General features: G+C 61.1%; 15 protein-coding genes. 5 read left to right on the top strand and 10 right to left on the bottom strand.

Annotated features, from left to right (window positions below; all coding sequences use genetic code 11):
- Positions 1–24: 24 nt before the first annotated feature.
- The 3 genes from mnmH to KI609_RS05975 form a co-directional block, all read right to left on the bottom strand.
- Positions 25–1,134, bottom strand: coding sequence for a tRNA 2-selenouridine(34) synthase MnmH (mnmH, locus tag KI609_RS05985; protein WP_226448103.1), 1,110 nt, complete (start codon positions 1,132–1,134; stop codon positions 25–27).
- Positions 1,134–2,186, bottom strand: coding sequence for a selenide, water dikinase SelD (selD, locus tag KI609_RS05980; protein ID WP_226448101.1), 1,053 nt, complete (start codon positions 2,184–2,186; stop codon positions 1,134–1,136). The genes mnmH and selD overlap by 1 nt, the downstream gene beginning before the upstream one ends.
- A gap of 155 nt (positions 2,187–2,341) precedes the next feature.
- Positions 2,342–3,265, bottom strand: coding sequence for a LysR family transcriptional regulator (locus KI609_RS05975; protein ID WP_226448099.1), 924 nt, complete (start codon positions 3,263–3,265; stop codon positions 2,342–2,344).
- 102 nt (positions 3,266–3,367) lie between these two features.
- On the opposite strand from KI609_RS05975, the gene metE reads away from it, so the two are divergent.
- The 5 genes from metE to KI609_RS05950 all read left to right on the top strand — a co-directional run bounded on the left by metE (position 3,368) and on the right by KI609_RS05950 (position 12,553).
- Positions 3,368–5,665: a 5-methyltetrahydropteroyltriglutamate--homocysteine S-methyltransferase gene (gene metE, locus KI609_RS05970; RefSeq protein WP_226448097.1), complete on the top strand. Its 2,298-nt coding sequence runs from the start codon at positions 3,368–3,370 to the stop codon at positions 5,663–5,665.
- A gap of 292 nt (positions 5,666–5,957) precedes the next feature.
- Positions 5,958–6,365, top strand: coding sequence for a DUF2946 family protein (locus tag KI609_RS05965; protein WP_226448095.1), 408 nt, complete (start codon positions 5,958–5,960; stop codon positions 6,363–6,365).
- Between the two features lie 114 nt (positions 6,366–6,479).
- Complete coding sequence (locus KI609_RS05960) at positions 6,480–8,603, top strand: TonB-dependent copper receptor (RefSeq protein ID WP_226448093.1); 2,124 nt, start codon at positions 6,480–6,482, stop codon at positions 8,601–8,603.
- 882 nt (positions 8,604–9,485) lie between these two features.
- A complete protein-coding gene (locus KI609_RS05955; RefSeq protein WP_226448091.1) occupies positions 9,486–11,678 on the top strand; it encodes a phosphocholine-specific phospholipase C in 2,193 nt (730 codons plus the stop codon).
- Between the two features lie 98 nt (positions 11,679–11,776).
- Positions 11,777–12,553, top strand: coding sequence for a DeoR/GlpR family DNA-binding transcription regulator (locus KI609_RS05950; RefSeq protein WP_226448089.1), 777 nt, complete (start codon positions 11,777–11,779; stop codon positions 12,551–12,553).
- 215 nt (positions 12,554–12,768) lie between these two features.
- Here KI609_RS05950 and KI609_RS05945 read toward each other — a convergent pair whose 3' ends face one another.
- The 7 genes from KI609_RS05945 to KI609_RS05915 form a co-directional block, all read right to left on the bottom strand.
- Entirely contained in the window at positions 12,769–13,200 is a 432-nt protein-coding gene (locus tag KI609_RS05945) for a hypothetical protein (RefSeq protein WP_226448087.1), read from the bottom strand.
- Entirely contained in the window at positions 13,197–13,724 is a 528-nt protein-coding gene (locus KI609_RS05940) for a hypothetical protein (RefSeq protein ID WP_226448085.1), read from the bottom strand. Before KI609_RS05940 ends, KI609_RS05945 begins: the two co-directional genes overlap by 4 nt.
- A 76-nt stretch (positions 13,725–13,800) precedes the next feature.
- Entirely contained in the window at positions 13,801–14,823 is a 1,023-nt protein-coding gene (locus tag KI609_RS05935; protein WP_226448083.1) for a hypothetical protein, read from the bottom strand.
- Positions 14,824–14,887: 64 nt separating this feature from the next.
- Entirely contained in the window at positions 14,888–15,316 is a 429-nt protein-coding gene (locus tag KI609_RS05930) for a hypothetical protein (protein WP_226448081.1), read from the bottom strand.
- Complete coding sequence (locus tag KI609_RS05925) at positions 15,313–15,855, bottom strand: helix-turn-helix domain-containing protein (protein WP_226448079.1); 543 nt, start codon at positions 15,853–15,855, stop codon at positions 15,313–15,315. Before KI609_RS05925 ends, KI609_RS05930 begins: the two co-directional genes overlap by 4 nt.
- A 279-nt stretch (positions 15,856–16,134) precedes the next feature.
- Complete coding sequence (locus KI609_RS05920) at positions 16,135–17,721, bottom strand: YfjI family protein (protein ID WP_226448077.1); 1,587 nt, start codon at positions 17,719–17,721, stop codon at positions 16,135–16,137.
- On the bottom strand, positions 17,714–18,640 hold the full coding sequence (locus tag KI609_RS05915) for a toprim domain-containing protein (RefSeq protein ID WP_226448075.1): 927 nt from the start codon (positions 18,638–18,640) through the stop codon (positions 17,714–17,716). The genes KI609_RS05920 and KI609_RS05915 overlap by 8 nt, the downstream gene beginning before the upstream one ends.
- Positions 18,641–18,671 lie beyond the last annotated feature (31 nt).

Raw genomic sequence — 18,671 nt, 5'->3', positions numbered from 1 at the left:
TGGTTTACCTCCTGGACGATGGTCTCAAGCTTGAGCAGTGGTCGCCCGTTCACGCAGATAGGCCAGCACCGATTGCCGATCGCCCTGAAACACAATGCGGTCGGCACGGCTTTGGCGCTGATAGATGTACATCGGGTCGTAATAGTGCCGCAAGAGCGGCGTGATCCAGTCGCGGTGCAGCGCGACGTCTCCAGACGCTTGTTGTTGTGCCAGCGCTCTGTCCATCGTGGTGCGCAGCAACTGATGGCGGTCACCGCCGAGCCGTTTGGAGAGTTTGTCCAGGCTCTCCTGCAACTTGGCAGAGAACGCAGCAAAACCGACGGACTCACCCAGGGCCGACAGGCACTCGGCACATTGCTGGACCACATAGTCGCGCAGAATGCGTTCGACCCGGTCATCAAAACCGTCGTCCAGGCACACCAGGGGAACTTGCTCCAGGCGCTGCCGAAGGGCCAGGGGCACCGCACATCGGCCCACGTGGCGCCCTTCATCCTCCAGCACAAAGACACCATGGCCCTGGGCGCGTTTTTTGAGGATGTCGATGGCGAGCAGGTTCTCGAAATCAAGCTGCACGGGCTGCGCGCTGATTCGCTGGCCGAAGCTGGAACCCCGGTGGTTGGCGTGCGCCTCCAGGTCAAGACCGTTTGACAATTCCGAGATCACCTCGGTTTTGCCAGTTCCCGTCAGCCCACTCAACACAAAAAATTCACACTGCGCCGACGCCGCCTGCGTGGTCTCGATCAGGAACGTGCGCATCGCCTTGTAGCCGCCCACCACACGGGGATAGACGATGCCCGCCTCACTGTGCATCCATTGCTGCACGATCTGGGAGCGCAGCCCACCTCGAAAACAATAGAGAACACCTTGCGGATGCGCTGCCGCAAATGCGGCCCACGCCTCGATGCGTTGCTGCTTGGTGGGTCCAGACACCAGCTGGTGACCTAGCGCAATCGCCGCATCCTGCCCCTTTTGTTTGTAGCAGGTGCCCACTTTCTGGCGTTCATCGTCATCCATCAACGGGCGATTAACGACACCAGGAAAGGAGCCCTGCCCAAACTCCACTGGGGCCCGCACATCCATCATGGGCACATTGTTCAGGAAGATGTGCCGGTAATCCGCAAAGTTGTCAGGCATCAACGCAGCTCGACGGCAAAATTTTGCCGCTCCGTCAAATGGCCGATGGGCGCCAGCACCAAGCCCAGGGACAAGGCCACATCGAGAAACTCGCGCTCGCCCTCGGGGCTTACTGCGACCAATAAACCACCGCTGGTCTGGGGGTCGCACAGCAGGTTTTTTTGTGCGGGGCTCAGCGGCGCAATCTTGTCACCATAACTGTCGAAATTGCGCTGTGTCCCGCCCGGCACACAGCCTTGGGCGATGTAATGGTCAACACCGCCGAGGCGCGGAACGGCGCTGTCGTTGATCACTGCGGTCAATCCACTGCCCTCTGCCATCTCGACCAAGTGCCCCAGCAGGCCGAAGCCGGTGACATCCGTCATGGCCGTCACGGCGGGCACCCGGCCGAACCGGCTACCGGGAGTGTTCAGCGTACACATCAGGTCACGCGCCACCCCCACGTCCTCAGGACGCAGCAGGGATTTTTTTTCGGCCGTCGTCAGGATGCCTATCCCCAGCGGTTTTGTCAGATAGAGCCGGCAGCCTGCGGTGGCCGTGTCATTGCGTTTGAGATGGCGCTTTTCGACGACCCCTGTCACGGCCAAGCCAAAAATAGGCTCGGGCGCATCGATGGAGTGCCCCCCCGCCAGCGGAATGCCCGCCGCATCACACGCCGCCCGCCCGCCCCGTACCACGTCACGCGCCACTTCGGCTGGCAGCACATTCACGGGCCAACCAAGAATCGCAATCGCCATCAAGGGATCGGCCCCCATGGCATAGATGTCGCTGATGGCATTGGTTGCCGCAATGCGCCCAAAGTCGTAGGGGTCGTCCACGATGGGCATAAAAAAGTCGGTCGTGGACACGACCCCGCGCTCGCCATCCAGTGCATACACGGCGGCATCGTCCCGGGACGTATTGCCCACCCACAGCCGCGCATCGAGGTGCTGGGCGCCACTGCCTGCCAAGATCACATCGAGCACTTTGGGGCTTATCTTGCAACCGCAGCCCGCGCCGTGGCTGTACTGGGTCAGGCGAATGGGGGAGGTCGCTGGGGTTTCTGGGGGCATGAAAATTCTTCCAACTTATGGATCCGGCGGGCTGCGCGGCCGGAGGGAGCGAGCAATGGCCGCTCCGGGTAGACAAAATAAAGGGCTTCACGGTTCAATATATCGCAGCCCCTGAGGGGTTGTGGTGCGGTGTGCGACGGGATCGGTGTGGCCCATCAAACTCCGGGCGTCAAACCTTGCGCCGAATGCGCCGAGTGCGCCGATTTGCGGGCAAACTCCACAAAAGCCCGCAAGTAGTCTGTATCAAGATCCCCTTCACGCGCGCCCAGGTGAATCTGCTTGGCAATGCCTTGGCGTCCGAGCTTGACGGGCACCACATCGACCTTGCTGGCATATTCGTGCACCAGCCAGCGCGGAAGCGCGGCAACACCGCGGCCGCTGGCCACCATTTGCAACATGATGTCGGTGGTTTCAATGGTTTTATGCCGGCGGGGCGCAATGCCTGCGGGCGTGAGGAACTGGGTGTAGATGTCCAGCCGCTCAGGACTTACCGGGTAGGTAATCAGTATCTCCCCGGTAAGTTGGGCGGGCTTGACATAAGGCTGTGCGGCCAGTGGATGCTTTTTGCCGACCACAAGCACCTGCTCGTAATCGAACACGGGCTCGAAATGCAGACCCGGCTTGAAAAGAGGGTCGGGCGTGACCAGCAGGTCGATCTCGTAGCCAAACAGCGCGCCAATGCCTCCGAACTGGAATTTCTGCTTCACATCTACGTCGACATCGGGCCATGCCGCCAGGTAGGGCGAGACAATCTTCAGCAGCCACTGATAGCAGGGGTGGCACTCCATGCCAATGCGCAGCGTGCCCCGTTCGCCCTGGGCAAACTGACGCAACAGATTTTCCGCCAGGTCCAACTGCGGAAGCACCCGGTTCGCGACGGCCAGCATGTACTGGCCAGCCTGCGTGAGACGCAGGCTGCGCCCCTCACGCAGCCAGATATCGGTGCCCAACTGCTGTTCCAACTTTTTCATGCTGTGGCTCAACGCCGACTGCGTGACGCACAGCACATCGGCAGCTGCGGTGAGTGACCCCTGTTTGTCCACCTCTTGCACGATGGCCAAATGAATACGTTCCAGCATTTATTTATGATCAAAATTCATTGATACGTGAGACAAGACCATTTTACTTCATTCATATCCAAATTTACGATAGGCCGATTCCTACCTTTTTGAGAACGGCACATGGTCACCACCCACAACCTCGGTTTCCCCCGCATTGGCGCTCAACGCGAACTGAAATTCGCGCTGGAGTCCTACTGGAAAGGCGAGTCATCGTCACAGTCGCTCAAAGATCTGGGCGCCCAACTGCGCCAGCGCCACTGGGCCCATCAGCAGGGTATCGACCTCGTGCCAGTGGGCGATTTCTCGTTTTATGACCAGGTGCTGGACATGAGTTTCACGCTGGGCAACTTGCCCGAGCGCGTGAGCGGCTTTCATGGGGATGCGCTGGACAACTACTTTCGTGTGGCGCGCGGGCGGTCGGCCAAGAGCGCTGAGGCACACAGCGCCTGCTGCGGCGGCGTGGCCGCTGGCGAAATGACGAAGTGGTTTGACACCAACTACCACTACATCGTTCCAGAGTTCAACGCGGCCACCGCGTTCAAACTCGACACAACGCGGCTGCTGGCTCATCTCACCGAAGCAAAAGCCCAGGGCGTGAAGGCCAAGCCGGTGATCGTGGGGCCCGTGACCTATCTCTCCATCGGCAAAGCCAAGGACAACTCTGACAGGCTGGCGCTTTTGCCACGCCTGCTGGTGATCTACACCGAGTTGCTGAACACTCTGGCAGCACAGGGCGTGGAATGGGTACAGATCGACGAGCCCATCCTGGTGACCGAGCTGGATGCCGACTGGCAGCATGCGTTCAACACGGCCTATCACCAGCTCAAAAGCTGCAAGGTCAAGCTGCTGCTGGCGACCTACTTCGGCCAGTTGCAAGAAAACGCTTACATCACGGCAAACCTGCCAGTGGCGGGTATACACATCGACGCCATCAACGACCGCGAAGGCGTGCTGCCGCTGATCAATCTGCTGCCTGCGCACAAGGTGCTTTCGCTGGGTGTCATCAACGGTCGCAATATCTGGAAGACAGACCTCACGGCCGTTCTCGACTGGATCGAGCCCCTGGCCGAACGCCTGGGTGACCGCTTATGGATCGCGCCGTCATGCTCGTTGCTGCACGTGCCTGTGGATCTGGCAAGCGAAGAAAAGCTGGATGCCGAAGTCAGATCATGGCTGTCTTTTGCACTGCAAAAGCTCGAAGAGCTGCAGGTGCTGGGCACCGCGCTGCGCGAAGGCCGCCATGCCGTGAATGCCGCATTGACCGCCAATCAGGCCGCATTGGCGGCGCGCCGCGCTTCACCACGCGTGCATAACCCGGTGGTGCGGGCCGCGGTCGCACATATCGCTCCGCATCTGGGCCTGCGCAAGAGTCCGTACACCCAACGCGCCGCAAGACAATCCGCCTTGCTCAACCTGCCCGTCTATCCCACCACAACCATCGGCTCGTTTCCACAGACCGCTGACATCCGCCACGCGCGCAGCGAATTCAAGGCGGGCCATCTGGACGCATCAGGCTACAAAGCCGCCATGCATGCAGAGATTGCGCGCAGCGTGCGCGAACAAGAGGCGCTGGGTCTGGACGTACTGGTGCATGGCGAGGCCGAGCGCAACGACATGGTCGAATATTTTGGAGAGCAACTCGAAGGTTACGTGTTCAGCCAGTTCGGCTGGGTGCAATCGTATGGATCGCGCTGTGTGAAACCACCGATTTTGTTGGGTGATATCCACCGTCCGCGCCCCATGACGGTGGAATGGACGACCTACGCCCAGTCCCTGACGGGAAAACCGATGAAAGGCATGCTCACGGGCCCTGTCACCCTCCTCAACTGGTCGTTCGTGCGTGACGATCAACCCCGCTCGGTCTCGTGCAAACAACTCGCATTGGCCATTCGCGACGAAGTACTGGACCTGGAAAAAGCGGGCGTGCGGGTCATCCAGATCGATGAGGCAGCGCTGCGCGAAGGCCTGCCGCTGCGCAAGTCGCAATGGCAGGAATACCTGGACTGGGCGGTGGAGAGTTTTCGGATCACGGCCAATGGCGTTCGGGACGAGACCCAGATCCACACACACATGTGCTACTCGGAGTTCAACGACATCATCGCGTCGATCGCCGACATGGATGCCGACGTGATCACCATCGAGACCTCGCGCTCGGACATGGAGCTGTTGGATGCGTTTGACGATTTCAACTACCCCAACGAAATGGGGCCCGGCGTCTACGACATCCATTCGCCCAATATCCCCACCCAGGAGCACATGATCCAACTCATGCAGCAGGCCGCAACGAGAATTCCGCCCGAACGCCTGTGGGTCAACCCCGACTGCGGCCTGAAAACCCGCCAGTGGCCCGAAGTGATTGCGGCATTGACCAACATGGTCGCCGCAGCAAAAACGCTGCGCGCAAGCCTCGTCGCCTGACGCGACTGCCAGACTTCTCCGCTTCCTCGTGCTGATCCAAGCCCCGGCCTTGACTCGGGGCTTCGTCGTTACAGGCCGTCGCTGATCGCACCGCATGGAACGGTGACAGGTCGCCCCATAGCGGCTCCCGCTGCCCGCCGTCTCTTTCCACGGTCTGGCATCGCACCCCACCGAAGACAGCCCGTTTGCACCGGGCCGCTGCGGCGGCCGCGATACGCACGCGCTTGATCGGCATCAATTGATGGGCACGCCACCCGTATCGATAGCATTCCGGCAACTCGATAATCCACCCATGCTGGAGCGCCTTCGCAGAAACCACCACTTGACCCTCGCGGTCCTGTTTGTGTTTGGCCTGGCTTTGTCAGCGGCGCTGTTGGCCGGAATGCAGACGCGCAAGGCGTTGCACCTTGTGGATGTCTGCACCACCATCGGCAGCGAAGGACCACCCGCTGCACAGGCCACAGCGCCATTCCACGACAACACCTCAAGCGAAGCACTCGCGCACCAGGGCCACGAAGGCAGTCCCGCCTGCGCCCTGTGCCTGGCACTATCAACGCCATCCACAGTCGCCCAATGGGCATATCGCCCACCGTCAGCCCACGTAGGCCATCTGTGGACGGGGCCAGAACTGCCGCGCGTGGCCAAGGCAACAGCCCCACCGCCCCCATCGCGTGCACCGCCTGATCAACAGACTGCCTGAACCTTGACCACCTTGGGTGGCCACTCATTCCTCGCTTTTCTGTTTCATTTGCGCGTGCAGTGCGGCCACACCGGGGCCGGATGCAGATGTGCGCGCCCATCAGGTTTGACTTCCATGACCCGCACCCCTCCTTTTTTTCGCCGTCGCTTTCTCACGCCCCGCGTGAACCCTACGCCGTGTGTCGTCGCATGCGCCCTGCTTTGCAGCCAGATGGCCGTCGTTCACGCACAGACCGCTGCAGAAACCACGCTCCCATCTGCGCGCGTTCTGGACGAAGTGGTTGTCACGGCGGTGCACGACCACTCGGCCGTAACGGTTGTCGCCGACCCCAAAGTCCCCCGGCAACCAGCGCCGGCCAGCGATGCAGCAGACTATTTGAAAAGCATCCCGGGGTTCTCAGCGATCCGCTCGGGCGGCTCCAACGGAGACCCCGTCTTTCGCGGCCAGTTTGGTTCGCGCCTTCCCATCCTGACCAATGGCACCACCTTGCTGGGCGCTTGCCCCGGCCGGATGGACGCGCCCAGCTCCTATATCTCCCCCGAGACCTACGATGTTCTGACGGTCACCAAAGGGCCGCAAACAGTGCTATGGGGCCCTGGCGCTTCTGCGGGCACGGTGCGTTTTGACCGCGAGCAGCCTGACTTCAGCAGCGGCCCAGTGCACTTCAATGCCAGCGCACTGGGCGGCTCGGCAGGGCGCAACGACCAGAATATCGACCTGGCTGTCGGCAATGAACACTACTACGGCCGCGTGACCGCCAACCACTCCCATGGTCAGGACTACAAGGACGGGAATGGCAACATCGTTCCGTCCAAGTGGGACAAATGGAATACCGACATTGCATTGGGACTCACCCCCGATGCAAACACCTTGATCGAAGTGACCGCTGGCACGGGTGATGGCGAAGCACGTTACGGCGGCCGGGGCATGGACGGCAGTCAATTCAAACGGGAAAGCGCAGCGCTGCGATGGGAGAAGAGAAACCTGACGCAGGCTGTTGCCAAGCTCGAAGCCCAGCTGTATTACAACGATGCCGACCACGTGATGGACAACTACACGCTGCGCCCGTTCAAGCCCTCGGGGGGCATGTCGATGGCCATGGCGAGCAATGTCGCCCGGACCACCACCGGAGGACGCATGGCTGCCACCCTGGCCCCCGTCGAGCATTGGCAAGTCGTCGCGGGACTGGACTTCACGAAGAGTCGGCATGACCAACGCAGCGGCACCTCAATGGTGTCCTACACCACCAAGCCGTGGCGCCGGGATGCCAACTTTTCTGATGTCGGTGTTTTCGCGGAAGCGTCGTGGCATGCCAGCGAAAGCGGAAAGCTGGTCAGCGGCTTGCGCATCGATCACAGCCAGGTATCGCGTTACCCCGTCAGTTCAAGCGAAGGCATGGGAAGCATGAGCGGCATGGGTGCCACGGACGCAACCACGGTATCGAGCAGCAACCACCGCGCGCAAAGCGCACTCCCCAGCGGCTTCGTTCGGTGGGAGCAAGACGTCAAATCCATCAACACCAGTTGGTACGCAGGCATTGGCCACGTGCAGCGATTCCCGGACTACTGGGAGCTGATCTCTCCAACCAACAGTGCGGCCGCGTCAGGCGACGCCTTCAATCAGCTGCGCCCCGAAAAAACTACACAAATCGATGTAGGTGCGCAATGGCGCAATGACACATGGCAAGTATGGAGCTCGGCCTACGTGGGGCGAGTCACCGATTTCATCCTGTTCGACTACCGCAGCGGCAGCGGCGTCGTCCGCAATGTCGATGCGAACACGGCCGGTTTCGAGCTGGGCGGCAGCCATCACATCACGCCGCACTGGACGCTGCAAGGAACCATGGCCTACACCTGGGCCCGCAACGCCAGCGACGCAAAGCCGTTGCCACAGATTCCACCGTTTGACGCAAAAATCGGCGCCGATTACAGCAACGGGCCATGGTCGTCCGGTGCGTTGCTGCGGTTGGTCGCACCACAACACCGCTATGCCATTGCTCAAGGCAACGTGGTGGGCCGCGACTTTGGAGCCAGCGCAGGGTTTGGTGTTTTCTCGGTGCATGCTGGCTACGCTCTGACCCAACAGGTCAAGCTGACATTGGGCATCGACAACCTGTTTGACAAGGCCTATGCCGAACACCTGAACCTTGCTGGAAACGCTGGCTTTGGCTACCCCGGATCCCTGTCCATCAACGAGCCGGGCAGAAGCGTTTGGCTTCGCGCCGACGTGAAGTTCTAGAACGGATTTGCGTCTCGGCCCGCAAGGGCGCGAGGCGTTGCCAACCATCTCACGCCCTGGCGGATCGGCGGTGGGATCTGAACCGCGCAGGGTTTGAGCCCCCCCGGAAGTTGGACAGACGTCAAGGGGTTTCATGCTGAAGTACCAAACACAGTTGCTCCGGCGAAGGCTGCGCCCGCCGGCGACGGCCAGATGATCGACCGGACGTACGGGGGAGGTCCGTTTTTTTGAGGGGGCTTGGCACACTCAGCCCCAAGACGCAGGCCACGTGTTCCACCCCTCATAACTGACAACTATTGGCGCAGACGAGGTCATCGCGCCCGGCCCATACCTCTGGAGATCCACGCAGTCCAGCACCACGCGACTGCGAGGCCACCATCCCTTGCCGCCCATCCACCGCAGGCACTAGCACCCGCGACCACGGGCCGACCCATACGGCCCCAATCGGCATCGCACGGTCAAAAATTTAAAAACCACAAAGTCACACAAACGTAATTTTGCACACATAGCATGGTCGTACCTGACCGGGAACCAAGCCGTCCAGCGGCGCTGGACTGAACCCCAAAAAGCCGCACTGGAGCCAGCGCGAATTGAAGTGGGTGCCGGGCCAGGCAACCTACCTTTGACCACTCCTTGGATCCCCACCATGCGCACGACACCAACACATCGGCTCGGCCGAGCCACCACGCCAGCAACTCCAACCTGCTCACGCCATATTCCCTTGCGGCGCTGGGGCAGAGCCCTAGCGAGTGGGTTGGTGGTGTGCCTGGTTTTAAGCGCCTGCGGTGGCGGTCACGACTCCGGCTCTGACGGGAAAGCCCGCGAAGTCCACTGCGCACGCTGACCAATCCATCAAATTCCCCCCCCCATTTTTGACACGCCATGACACTCAATCGCCGCAACTTTCTACGCTCCGCCGCCACCGCAGCGGGCTCCAGCGCCGCCCTCGCCATGTTTCCGCCAGCTATTCAGAAAGCCCTGGCCATCCAGGCCAACAACGCCACCGGCACCATCAAGGACGTGGAACATATCGTCGTGCTGACTCAGGAGAACCGCTCGTTTGACCACTACTTCGGCGCACTGAACGGCGTGCGTGGGTTTGGCGACCGCTTCCCGATCCCCGTGGCCGCGCGCAACGGCGTCAGCGGCAAGACCGTGTGGTACCAACCCAATGCCACGGCCGGAGCCACCCCGGCGTGGATTGCCCCGTTCCATCTGAACACCACCCAGCACTTCGAGTACATGCGGGTCGAAGGCACTCCCCACAGCTGGGCCGACGCACAGCAGGCATGGGACCTGGGTCGCATGGACCAATGGCCCGCCGCCAAACAGAACCACTCGATGGGCTACTTCAACAAGACCGACATCCCGTTCCAGTACGCGATGGCCAATGCTTTCACGCTCTGCGACGCCTACCACTGCTCCACACAAACCGGCACCAACACCAACCGCCTGTTTTTGTGGACCGGCACCAACGATCCGCTGAAACTGGGCAACGGGCCGTCGATTTCGAATGTGTATGACTGGTTTGATGCCGACAAGGGTGACGGCGGCTACAACTGGACCACCTACCCGGAGCGCCTGCAATCCGCCGGCATCACGTGGCAGGTTTATGAGGACATGGACGACAATTTCACCGACAACTCGTTGGCCGGTTTTCAGATTTTCCGCGCTGCATGGGAGCAAAAACCCGGTTACTCCGAACAACTGCGCCAGCGCGGCATCAGCACCCGCAAGCTGGACAAGCTCAAAGAGGACGTGTTGAACGGCACCCTGCCGCAAATCAGTTGGGTGGTTGCGCCTGCAGCAGATTCCGAACACCCTGGCCCATCAAGCCCTGCGCAAGGCGCAGACTACACAGCGCGGGTTCTGGATGCTTTGACCGCCAATCCCGATGTGTGGAGCAAGACCGTGCTGTTCGTCAATTTCGATGAAAACGACGGCTTCTTCGACCATATGCCGCCCCCCGCCGTGCCGTCATACGCCAGTTGGAGCGAAGACCCTGCCAACGCCGTGCTGGCCGGTGAATCGACCGCCAGCATGGTCGGCGAGCACCACCACAATATCCAGAGCTACGACGACACCCCCAACCAGCAGCAGTGGAAACATCGCCCGTACGGCTTGGGCCCGCGGGTGCCTATGTATGTGGTGTCGCCGTGGAGCAAAGGCGGCTGGGTAGATTCGCAGGTTTTCGACCACACTTCGGTCATCCGCTTCATGGAAACCCGGTTTGGTGTGATGGAGCCGAACATTTCGGCTTGGCGCAGAGCCGTGTGTGGGGACCTGACCAGCACGTTCAATTTTGCAGACCCGAACAACACCGCCTTCTACAACAACCTGCCCACCACCACCGCCTCGGCACAGCGCGCAGCAGCATTGCCCGGCCGCACCACACCAACGCTGCCAGACGCTCCATCGATGCCCGTGCAGGAACAGGGCACGCGCCCGTCCCGCGCCCTTCCCTACGAACTGCATGTGACGGCCGTTTGTATCCCTGCCAACCAGCAATTGAGCCTGAGTTTTGAGAATACAGGCCAAGCGGCTGCCGTGTTTCAGGTATATGACCGCCTGCATCTGGATGCTTTGCCACGGCGCTACACCGTAGAAGCGGGCAAACAGATCAAAACCAACTGGTCTTTAGCAACAGACAACGGTCAATACGATCTGTGGGTGTTGGGTCCCAATGGCTTCCATCGCCATTTCACCGGCAACGCCAAGACCTTGGCGGGACCAGGCCAGCCCAATCCTGAAGTGCAAGTGTGCTACGACGTCGCAAACGGCGATCTGATGCTCACCTTGCGCAACACCGGCCTGGCGGCCTGCACCTTTAGCGCAACAGCCAATGCCTATTTCGACAGCACACCCAAAACCCTGACGGTGAACGCTGGCAACGAAGGCGCGATGGACTGGCCGTTGAAGGGCAGCGGCTACTGGTATGACTTTACGGTCACGGTCTCTGGACTCAAGGGGTACACCCGACGGTTCGCCGGCCGACTGGAAACAGGCAAACCGTCCATCAGCGACCCTGCGATGTATGGCCCTGCCCACGCCGACCAGTTGGTGATCACCCTCTGACCGGAGGGAACTGCGCATCCTAGAATGGGCGGCCTGTGCATATGCCGGCCATTCCTGCATATTCAGGATGATGTGTACAAGCTCGGAACTTCGTCAACATGCTTCCAGACCAACGCTACCAGCGCATACGCGCTCTGCTGAGTAACTTCGATCATGTCTCGACCGAGCGCATCGCGATCGACCTCGGCGTATCCCGGGAAACAGTCCGTCGTGACGTGGCTGAACTGGAGCTGATGGGGGAGCTGCGACGCATCTACGGGGGTGTAAGGCGCGCAGCACCAGAACCCGAAGCGCCCTTGAAAGAGCGCGCCAAAATACAAAGGGAAGAAAAACGCGCCATCGCCCGCGAAGCCGCCAAGCTGCTGCTGCCCGGCCAAGCCGTATTCATCGACGCAGGCAGCACGGTTTCGCTGCTGGCGGAAGAGCTGGCCTCGCTACGCGGATTGACGGTCATCACCAACTCCTTCGATGTGGCGCTGAAGCTCAGCGTGCCTGACAACCAAGGCCAACAGCGACACAGCGTCCATGTACTCGGCGGCACCCCCAATGCCAGCATCGCCGCCAACTACGGCGCAACCACTGTCATCGAAATTCAACGCTGGCGCGTCGACTGGGCAATGCTGTCGCCGGTCGGAGTGGCAGGCGATCTGGGCGCCAGCAATCACGAACCCGCCGAAGCAGAGGTGGCTCGCGCGATGGCTGGACAAGCCACGCATACCGTCATCTTGGCCGACCATACCAAGATCGGCCAACGCAGCCGCGTCAGTTTTTGCCCGGTGGGGGACATCTACAAGCTCATCACCGACAAACGAGCACGCAAGCTGACTGCACTGTCTGCACTTCAAGAGGCAGGCTGCGACATAGTGCTGGCCTAACGCAACCGACACACTGTGGGCACAGCCAGCACTTGATGGGTTTGCCTGCAGACTGCCTGCAGGCCATCCAAAAGCAAAAAAGGTTTGCTGCAAAATTAATAGCAGCAAACCTGAGGGTGACATTCATAAGATTGTCCGTAGCCCTTATGAAATCTCACTTTTCTTGAATTCGAATTAGAAAATGCCCCCAAATGTGCCCCCATCCGCTCCAAGTGTCAGCGGGGACAGGCGACGGGTGTGCAACGGCGCGCCGATGCATGAACTGCGCAAAGGTAATCAGCCGCCGTGCCTTCTTCTCGCTGTACCTGGTGCCACCTATGCAGCTCAGCGAGCGGAACAATGTCCCCGAGGTAGAAACCGGACGGCCTCTTTTCGATTTTCTGGATTGAAGACGTTGCCACATCGCATGGCGGTATGACCTCCGGGCCAATTCCAGCCAAGGCCATCGCGCGAGCATGTTCGACCATGCGCCCCAAAAACCAGACGTCACGCGCAGTCGCATTCCCAGCTGGCAAACGCGCAATGGCGCTGGCCTCAATGATCAACAGATCAAGCAATCCCTCTTTGGCCGATGGCAACGCCAAAACCGCCAGGTTGACGGGATGCATTTCGGTTCGCCACACTTTGCGGCGCGTGGACTTCTTCACTGCGCGCTCCATTCACCTTTGTCTGCGAGAACTGCAGCTATCTCTTGCACTCGCCCCCACCGCTGGGAAAGAACGTGCAGAGCGACACGCTGGGCGAAAGCATGTGCTCCACTTGAATGAGCACCAAACACCGCACGCAGCAGCGCTTCGGCACGCTTGTGGTCATCATGAAGTAGGTAGATTGGCCCATGCCAATGCATGCCAAAGTGAATTAACTCGGCTGCAATGCCTGCATGAAACATGGCGGCAGCGACTGCAGCCAGTTCGCCCGTTGGGTCGGGCGGCGCAACCACTTCACCGTGTGCCGGCAGTTGGGTTAGCCCGTCAGTAGTGGTAGCAACGGCCCGTGGGCTATCCAAGCCCAACCACTCAAGCAAAACCACGTGCCCAGCCTCGTGGTAAGCCATGCGTTCCAGACTAGGTTCTGCATAAGGATATTTCTGCCAACTCCACACGCGGCGCAGTGAAGCGGCATGCGGGAAATGAAAAAAGGTGACCGACTCGCCACGGGTAATGAATTCCATGTCCGCTATCGATCTTGTCTGATCCGTCAGCCGCCGGTCAAACACGGGTCCCCCAACCTAAAGGCCGTGGCTACGCTCAGACCCCACCGCGCACAATGCCAGTACGGCGCAACATGCATGCACCCAAATCAGCAATGACCCGCACACCGGCGCCATCGGCTTTGATGGGACCTCGGCGTGACTCGACCCGCACAGGCAGCTTTGCGCCCTGCAGCCGCAAAGTAGCTACCGTTGGGCAGCCAACCTTATCGGCCATCAAGAACCACCGACCATTCGGCAAATTGGCGAGAGAGGAGACCTTCACATCGAGACTTGATTCAACGATCAGACGGTTTGCAACGTATTCGAGATCCGGCGCCACAACGAGGTGACGAGCGCGCAGATCAGCCCGCAGTCCTGCGGACGTGGGCTGCGTGCGAAGCAATGCCATGGCCTGGCCCAATCCGATGGCATCAAGGGCGGCAGCAACCACGTTCATGTGATCAGCGTGAAAGACCTCTCTGCCATCGTCCAATGCGGGGTTTTCCTCCAAGGCATCAGACACCATGCGCGACTCCAAACGGGCCGCGCTCGCCCCCAAGGTGGCCAGCACCTTGGAAATACCACCCAGTTCATCGTTAATGATGGATTCACGTGAAATGACGACGGCGCGCGCAAAGGTTGTCAAAGACACTTCGCGCGCAGCACCTGCAGCCAAGAACGCATATCCCCTTTGGATTTCCGCGTTCTCGCCCAGGGGCTCTAAGCTCATGTCCCCATCAAGAGCAGGGAGCGCGGCAGGTTTGAAATTCGCTACATCCACAGTGTCGGTAAACGCATTGTGCTCAGCCTGGCTGCCGTATGTCGCGATAGTGATTTGAGCCACGCCATCAGCGAGAATTTTTGCAAAGTCAGACGTGGCCATCCCCCGGCCCATCACTGCAAGATCATTTTCAAAGCTCATGCGCGGCTTGGATACCTCACCACAGGCAACAGCGATTTTCCGCAAGGTCAACCCCTCCGCGAGCGGGTGGGGCTGGTCAATTGAGGCACCGACTGCCAAGGCGACAGCATCACGCGCGGCGGCCAAAACTTCACGGGGATTGAACGGGAGAGCCATCGGTTGCTTTCTTCAAAAAATGGAGTGAAGTCGATGATCCAACTGAGCGGCTTTCCGCATGCCACTATTTGGAAAGTTGGAGCAACTGGTAAAGCTTGCCGGGATTGCGGAGTGGCTTCGCACCCCGAACCATGTAGGCACGCCACAGCGCGGCTTCATGAGGCGCCAGGTCCAGCTCCGCACCCGCGCGCAACGCGGGCAACAGCGCACGCTCGAAACGCCGCACGGCCTGTGCGAGCCTTTGCGCTGCCTGCCACGTGCTGCATCCATCTGCCGACAGCACCTGCGCAGCATCAACGAGCGCCTCATTGCGCACCCGTATGCGTTGATGAAGTCCAAGTCCCAAAGAACCCGCAAGTTCGGCATCAGTCCCACACGCGAGCAGCCTGCATGCCAGATCAGGAGGTAAGGCCACAAACTCACCGCTTGCGGCGCGCAAAACAGAATCGAGGGCGATGTCCGGGATGCTGTTGTTCAACGCATGCGCTTTCATCGGGCGCCCCCTTCCAGCTCGGCAACCTCGTCACCATCATCTTGACTGTCCACCATGGCGTCGATGCTGTCGGCAACCAGACGCCCCGTGGAGCGAATCCACTCATTGCGCGCAGAGGCAATCACCTGCAGAACGGCCGTCTTGGCTTCGTCTGGCAGGTCTGGGCATGCCTTGGACAGCATGTTCTCCAGTTGGTCGAAACGGTCCACTACCGCGCTGGATGCCATACCCAGCACATCGGCCAATAGTCCTATCGGCGCGTATTCCCTGCGAGCCACGGCATTCTTGATTGCCTGCCCCTCGCGCTGTTCACGCGCCAAGGCCGCCCGCTCTTGCACCAGATCAAGGCCGCCCGCTTCACCCAAGCGGCCCGCTGCCTGCGCCCGCAATCGCTGGCAGTAGGCGTGCAGAAGGTCGCCAAGGGTGCCCGCTGATGGAATCTTGCCGTCCGCCATGAGGTTGCTGATGGTCGGCTGCGTCACGCCCACCAAATCAGCCAATGCCGTCTGCGTGGCTGTACCGGATAGATCAATCACCATGTCATAGCCCCCTTATGAGGGTCACGGAACAGTCCGCGACCGGGGTGCGAATTACCCGCACTCAGACTCCCCGCCAAGGACCCTTCACCGGGGGGCCCTACCCTGTCGACAGGTCGACAAAGTCGACAGACCGGGAAAACATGACCGCCCGCGTTGATGGGTGTTGCATGGGTTTGTCGACTTTGTCGACCTGTCGACAGGGGTCGGTGTCTTTTTTCGTAAGTCATTGATATAGAAAAGAAAAATGGTTTCTAAAACTGCTTAAAGCGCCAAACTCAACTATGTCGACAGAGCCTTGGGGTTCACCTGGTAGCAAGTGCTGGGGGGTGCGCCCTTGTTATGGCGCTTGAATGACCGCACAACGTCTTGGTGTTCCAGCCTGTCGAGGGCCTTCTGCAACCTGTCCACGCTCCTGAATCGACCCTCCTGTGCACGCTGCGCCTCGCGCTTGGTGAACTCAACCAGCCCATGCAACCGCACCCAACGCACGATGGCAGCTGCGTCCACATCGATAGCGTCGGTTCCCAGCATCCCGAACGCCGCCTGCGCATGGGGGATCAGGAGACGCGCCAAGGTCACAGCGTTGTCCATGCACTCAAAGCCCACCTCGGTGGACTCCAAGCCCGTGGTGGCCAGCTGCAGCAGCGCGGCGATACGCGCCACGGCGCCGGGTAGCTTGCTGGTCCAGTCGCTAATGGATTCATACCGCCCGCCCTCGCCCTGCTCACGCTCGATAGCCTCGGCCATGTCCAGCCAGATTTCGCGCGCGGCCTCGCACAGGGTTAGGGTCTTGGGTGCTGCGATAGGAGCGGGCACACCCTTCAGCAGCTGGTGCAATCGGTGCTCGTATTCGTCGCGCACACCATCGGGGATGGGTGCCCGTTTGCGCACGTCGCGGGTGCCCACGTTGCTGACGGGTATGGCGTACAGAAACCGGGCCAGCAGGCCAGAGTCCCGGAACCTGCGCGAGCTGGCCACCTCGGCCATAACGCCAGGCTGCAGCAGCAGTCCAAAGGACAGTGCAGGCTGGTCGATGTGCGCGCTGCGCCCTGCCCGGTCCACGCGCATGGTGGTGCCCGCGTGGCCTTGCAGGAACACGTCAAGGTTTGCAGCCCCGCCGTTGTAGATGCCTGCCATGATGAGGAAGATTCCCGCCTCGTCGCTGTGCACAGCCATGCGCTCGCCATGCTCCACCAGCAGCGCCTGCAGCCGCTCGGCGGTGGTGTCGCCAGTGAACAGCCGGGGGGCCCGCAGCTCGTCTGGCATGTCGTTTTGCTCGCGCTCTATCTCTGCAGTCAGCGACTCGCGCTCTGTCGAATCCTTGGCCTTGGCCGCGTCTTGCTTCAGGCGCTCGATGCGCTTTTCTGCCACGGCCCGGACAGCGTTCACGCGCACGATCTCACGGCGCATGCGGTCGCGCATCAGCTTTTCCCAATGCACCAGCGGCCCCAGCATTGCATTCAGCACCGCGCTCTTGCGGGTGCCGCTGGGCGTGGCGCTCAGGGTCCACAACGCCAGCGGCTCGGTGTAGCTGTCGCCATAGGGCGCCACCTCAAACCGGCGCTGCAGCACCGTGGCCAGCACGGCCAAAGATGACATGACCGACAGTGCTGGCGGTGTCTGCGTGCTCTCAGCCACGGCATGGGCCATCGCGGCAAGCCAGTCGGGCAGCACGGTCGCAGGGATATCGGGCACGCGCCGCATGCCCGGCAAGATGGGATCAGGCCACTCTGGTGGCGGTGGTGCAGGGGTCGCTGGTACGGCCTGCTCAACCAGCTCGCGCACAGCCTCCAGGCCATCGACGGCAGCCAGGTCGTTGAAGTCGGTCAGCGATTCGGGCAGCGGGGGGAAGGTCTTTTCAACCATGGTTCACCCCCTCGAATCGAGGCACCGCCAGGAAGCCACCCACCGCCCGCGCGGCCTCACGGGCGCGGGTCAGTCCGGGGTTGCCAGGGGTGCGGCTGTCATCGTCCGCACACACCACGATGCGCACTGCCGGAAACTTTGCACGCAACGCCCGCGCCACGGCGGGCAGGTTGCCGCAATTGAACGCGACCGCCACCGCGCAGCCGGTGGCCTGGTGCAGCGTGGCCCCAGTGGCCATGCCCTCGCACAGCAGCAGGCTATCGGCTGGCCTGCCCATGGCGAAATAGCAGCCCGCTATGCGCCCGCCGGTCAGAAAGCGTTTGGCGCCATCTGCGCCAATGAACTGCAGCGTGTGCAGCACGCCCGCCGCATCGCGGGCAGGTATCAACAGCATGTCGCGCAGCCGCCGGATACCTATGGCGTTGATCCGCTTGCGCTCCAGATAGGGGTGGGCATTGGTCGCCGGGCGGGCCATGCGCCACAGGCGTTCGGCCTTCGCCCTCGCTTCGCCATGCACACGGTCCTGCTCTATCACCCGCGCCGCCTGCGCGGCCTGCATGTGCCGCTGCATGGCGGCCCGCTCTGCGGGTGTGGGTGGTTTCGCGCTTGCCTCGCGCCAGTTGTGGGACTCGCCTGTTTTCCAACTGCCGAACGCGCCCGCCAGGATAGGGCCGTCGTACTTCACATACCACCCGTTGGCGCTGCCCGCCTTGTCGCCATCGACGCGGTAGCGGCGCAGCTTGCCATCGGGCACCAGCTCCAGCGCTTTGGCTGGCGACAGGCCTGCCAGCTGCATGGTCTGCAGCATCGGCAGGTTGACCCGGTCAGGCTGTCGCTTGATAATTGCCATGTCTGATTTCTGGATAGCCGCCTTGGGTGCTCGCAACACCTCGGCGGCTTTTTCTTTGGCTTGATCCATTTCAATCCTTATGTTCTGGGATGCACGCGCC

Origin of the sequence: Acidovorax radicis (assembly GCF_020510705.1) — a bacterium.
Classification (GTDB): Bacteria; Pseudomonadota; Gammaproteobacteria; order Burkholderiales; family Burkholderiaceae_C; genus Acidovorax; species Acidovorax radicis_A.
Note: the sequence above shows the minus strand (reverse complement) of the source record. Positions and strands in the feature narration are given on the sequence as shown.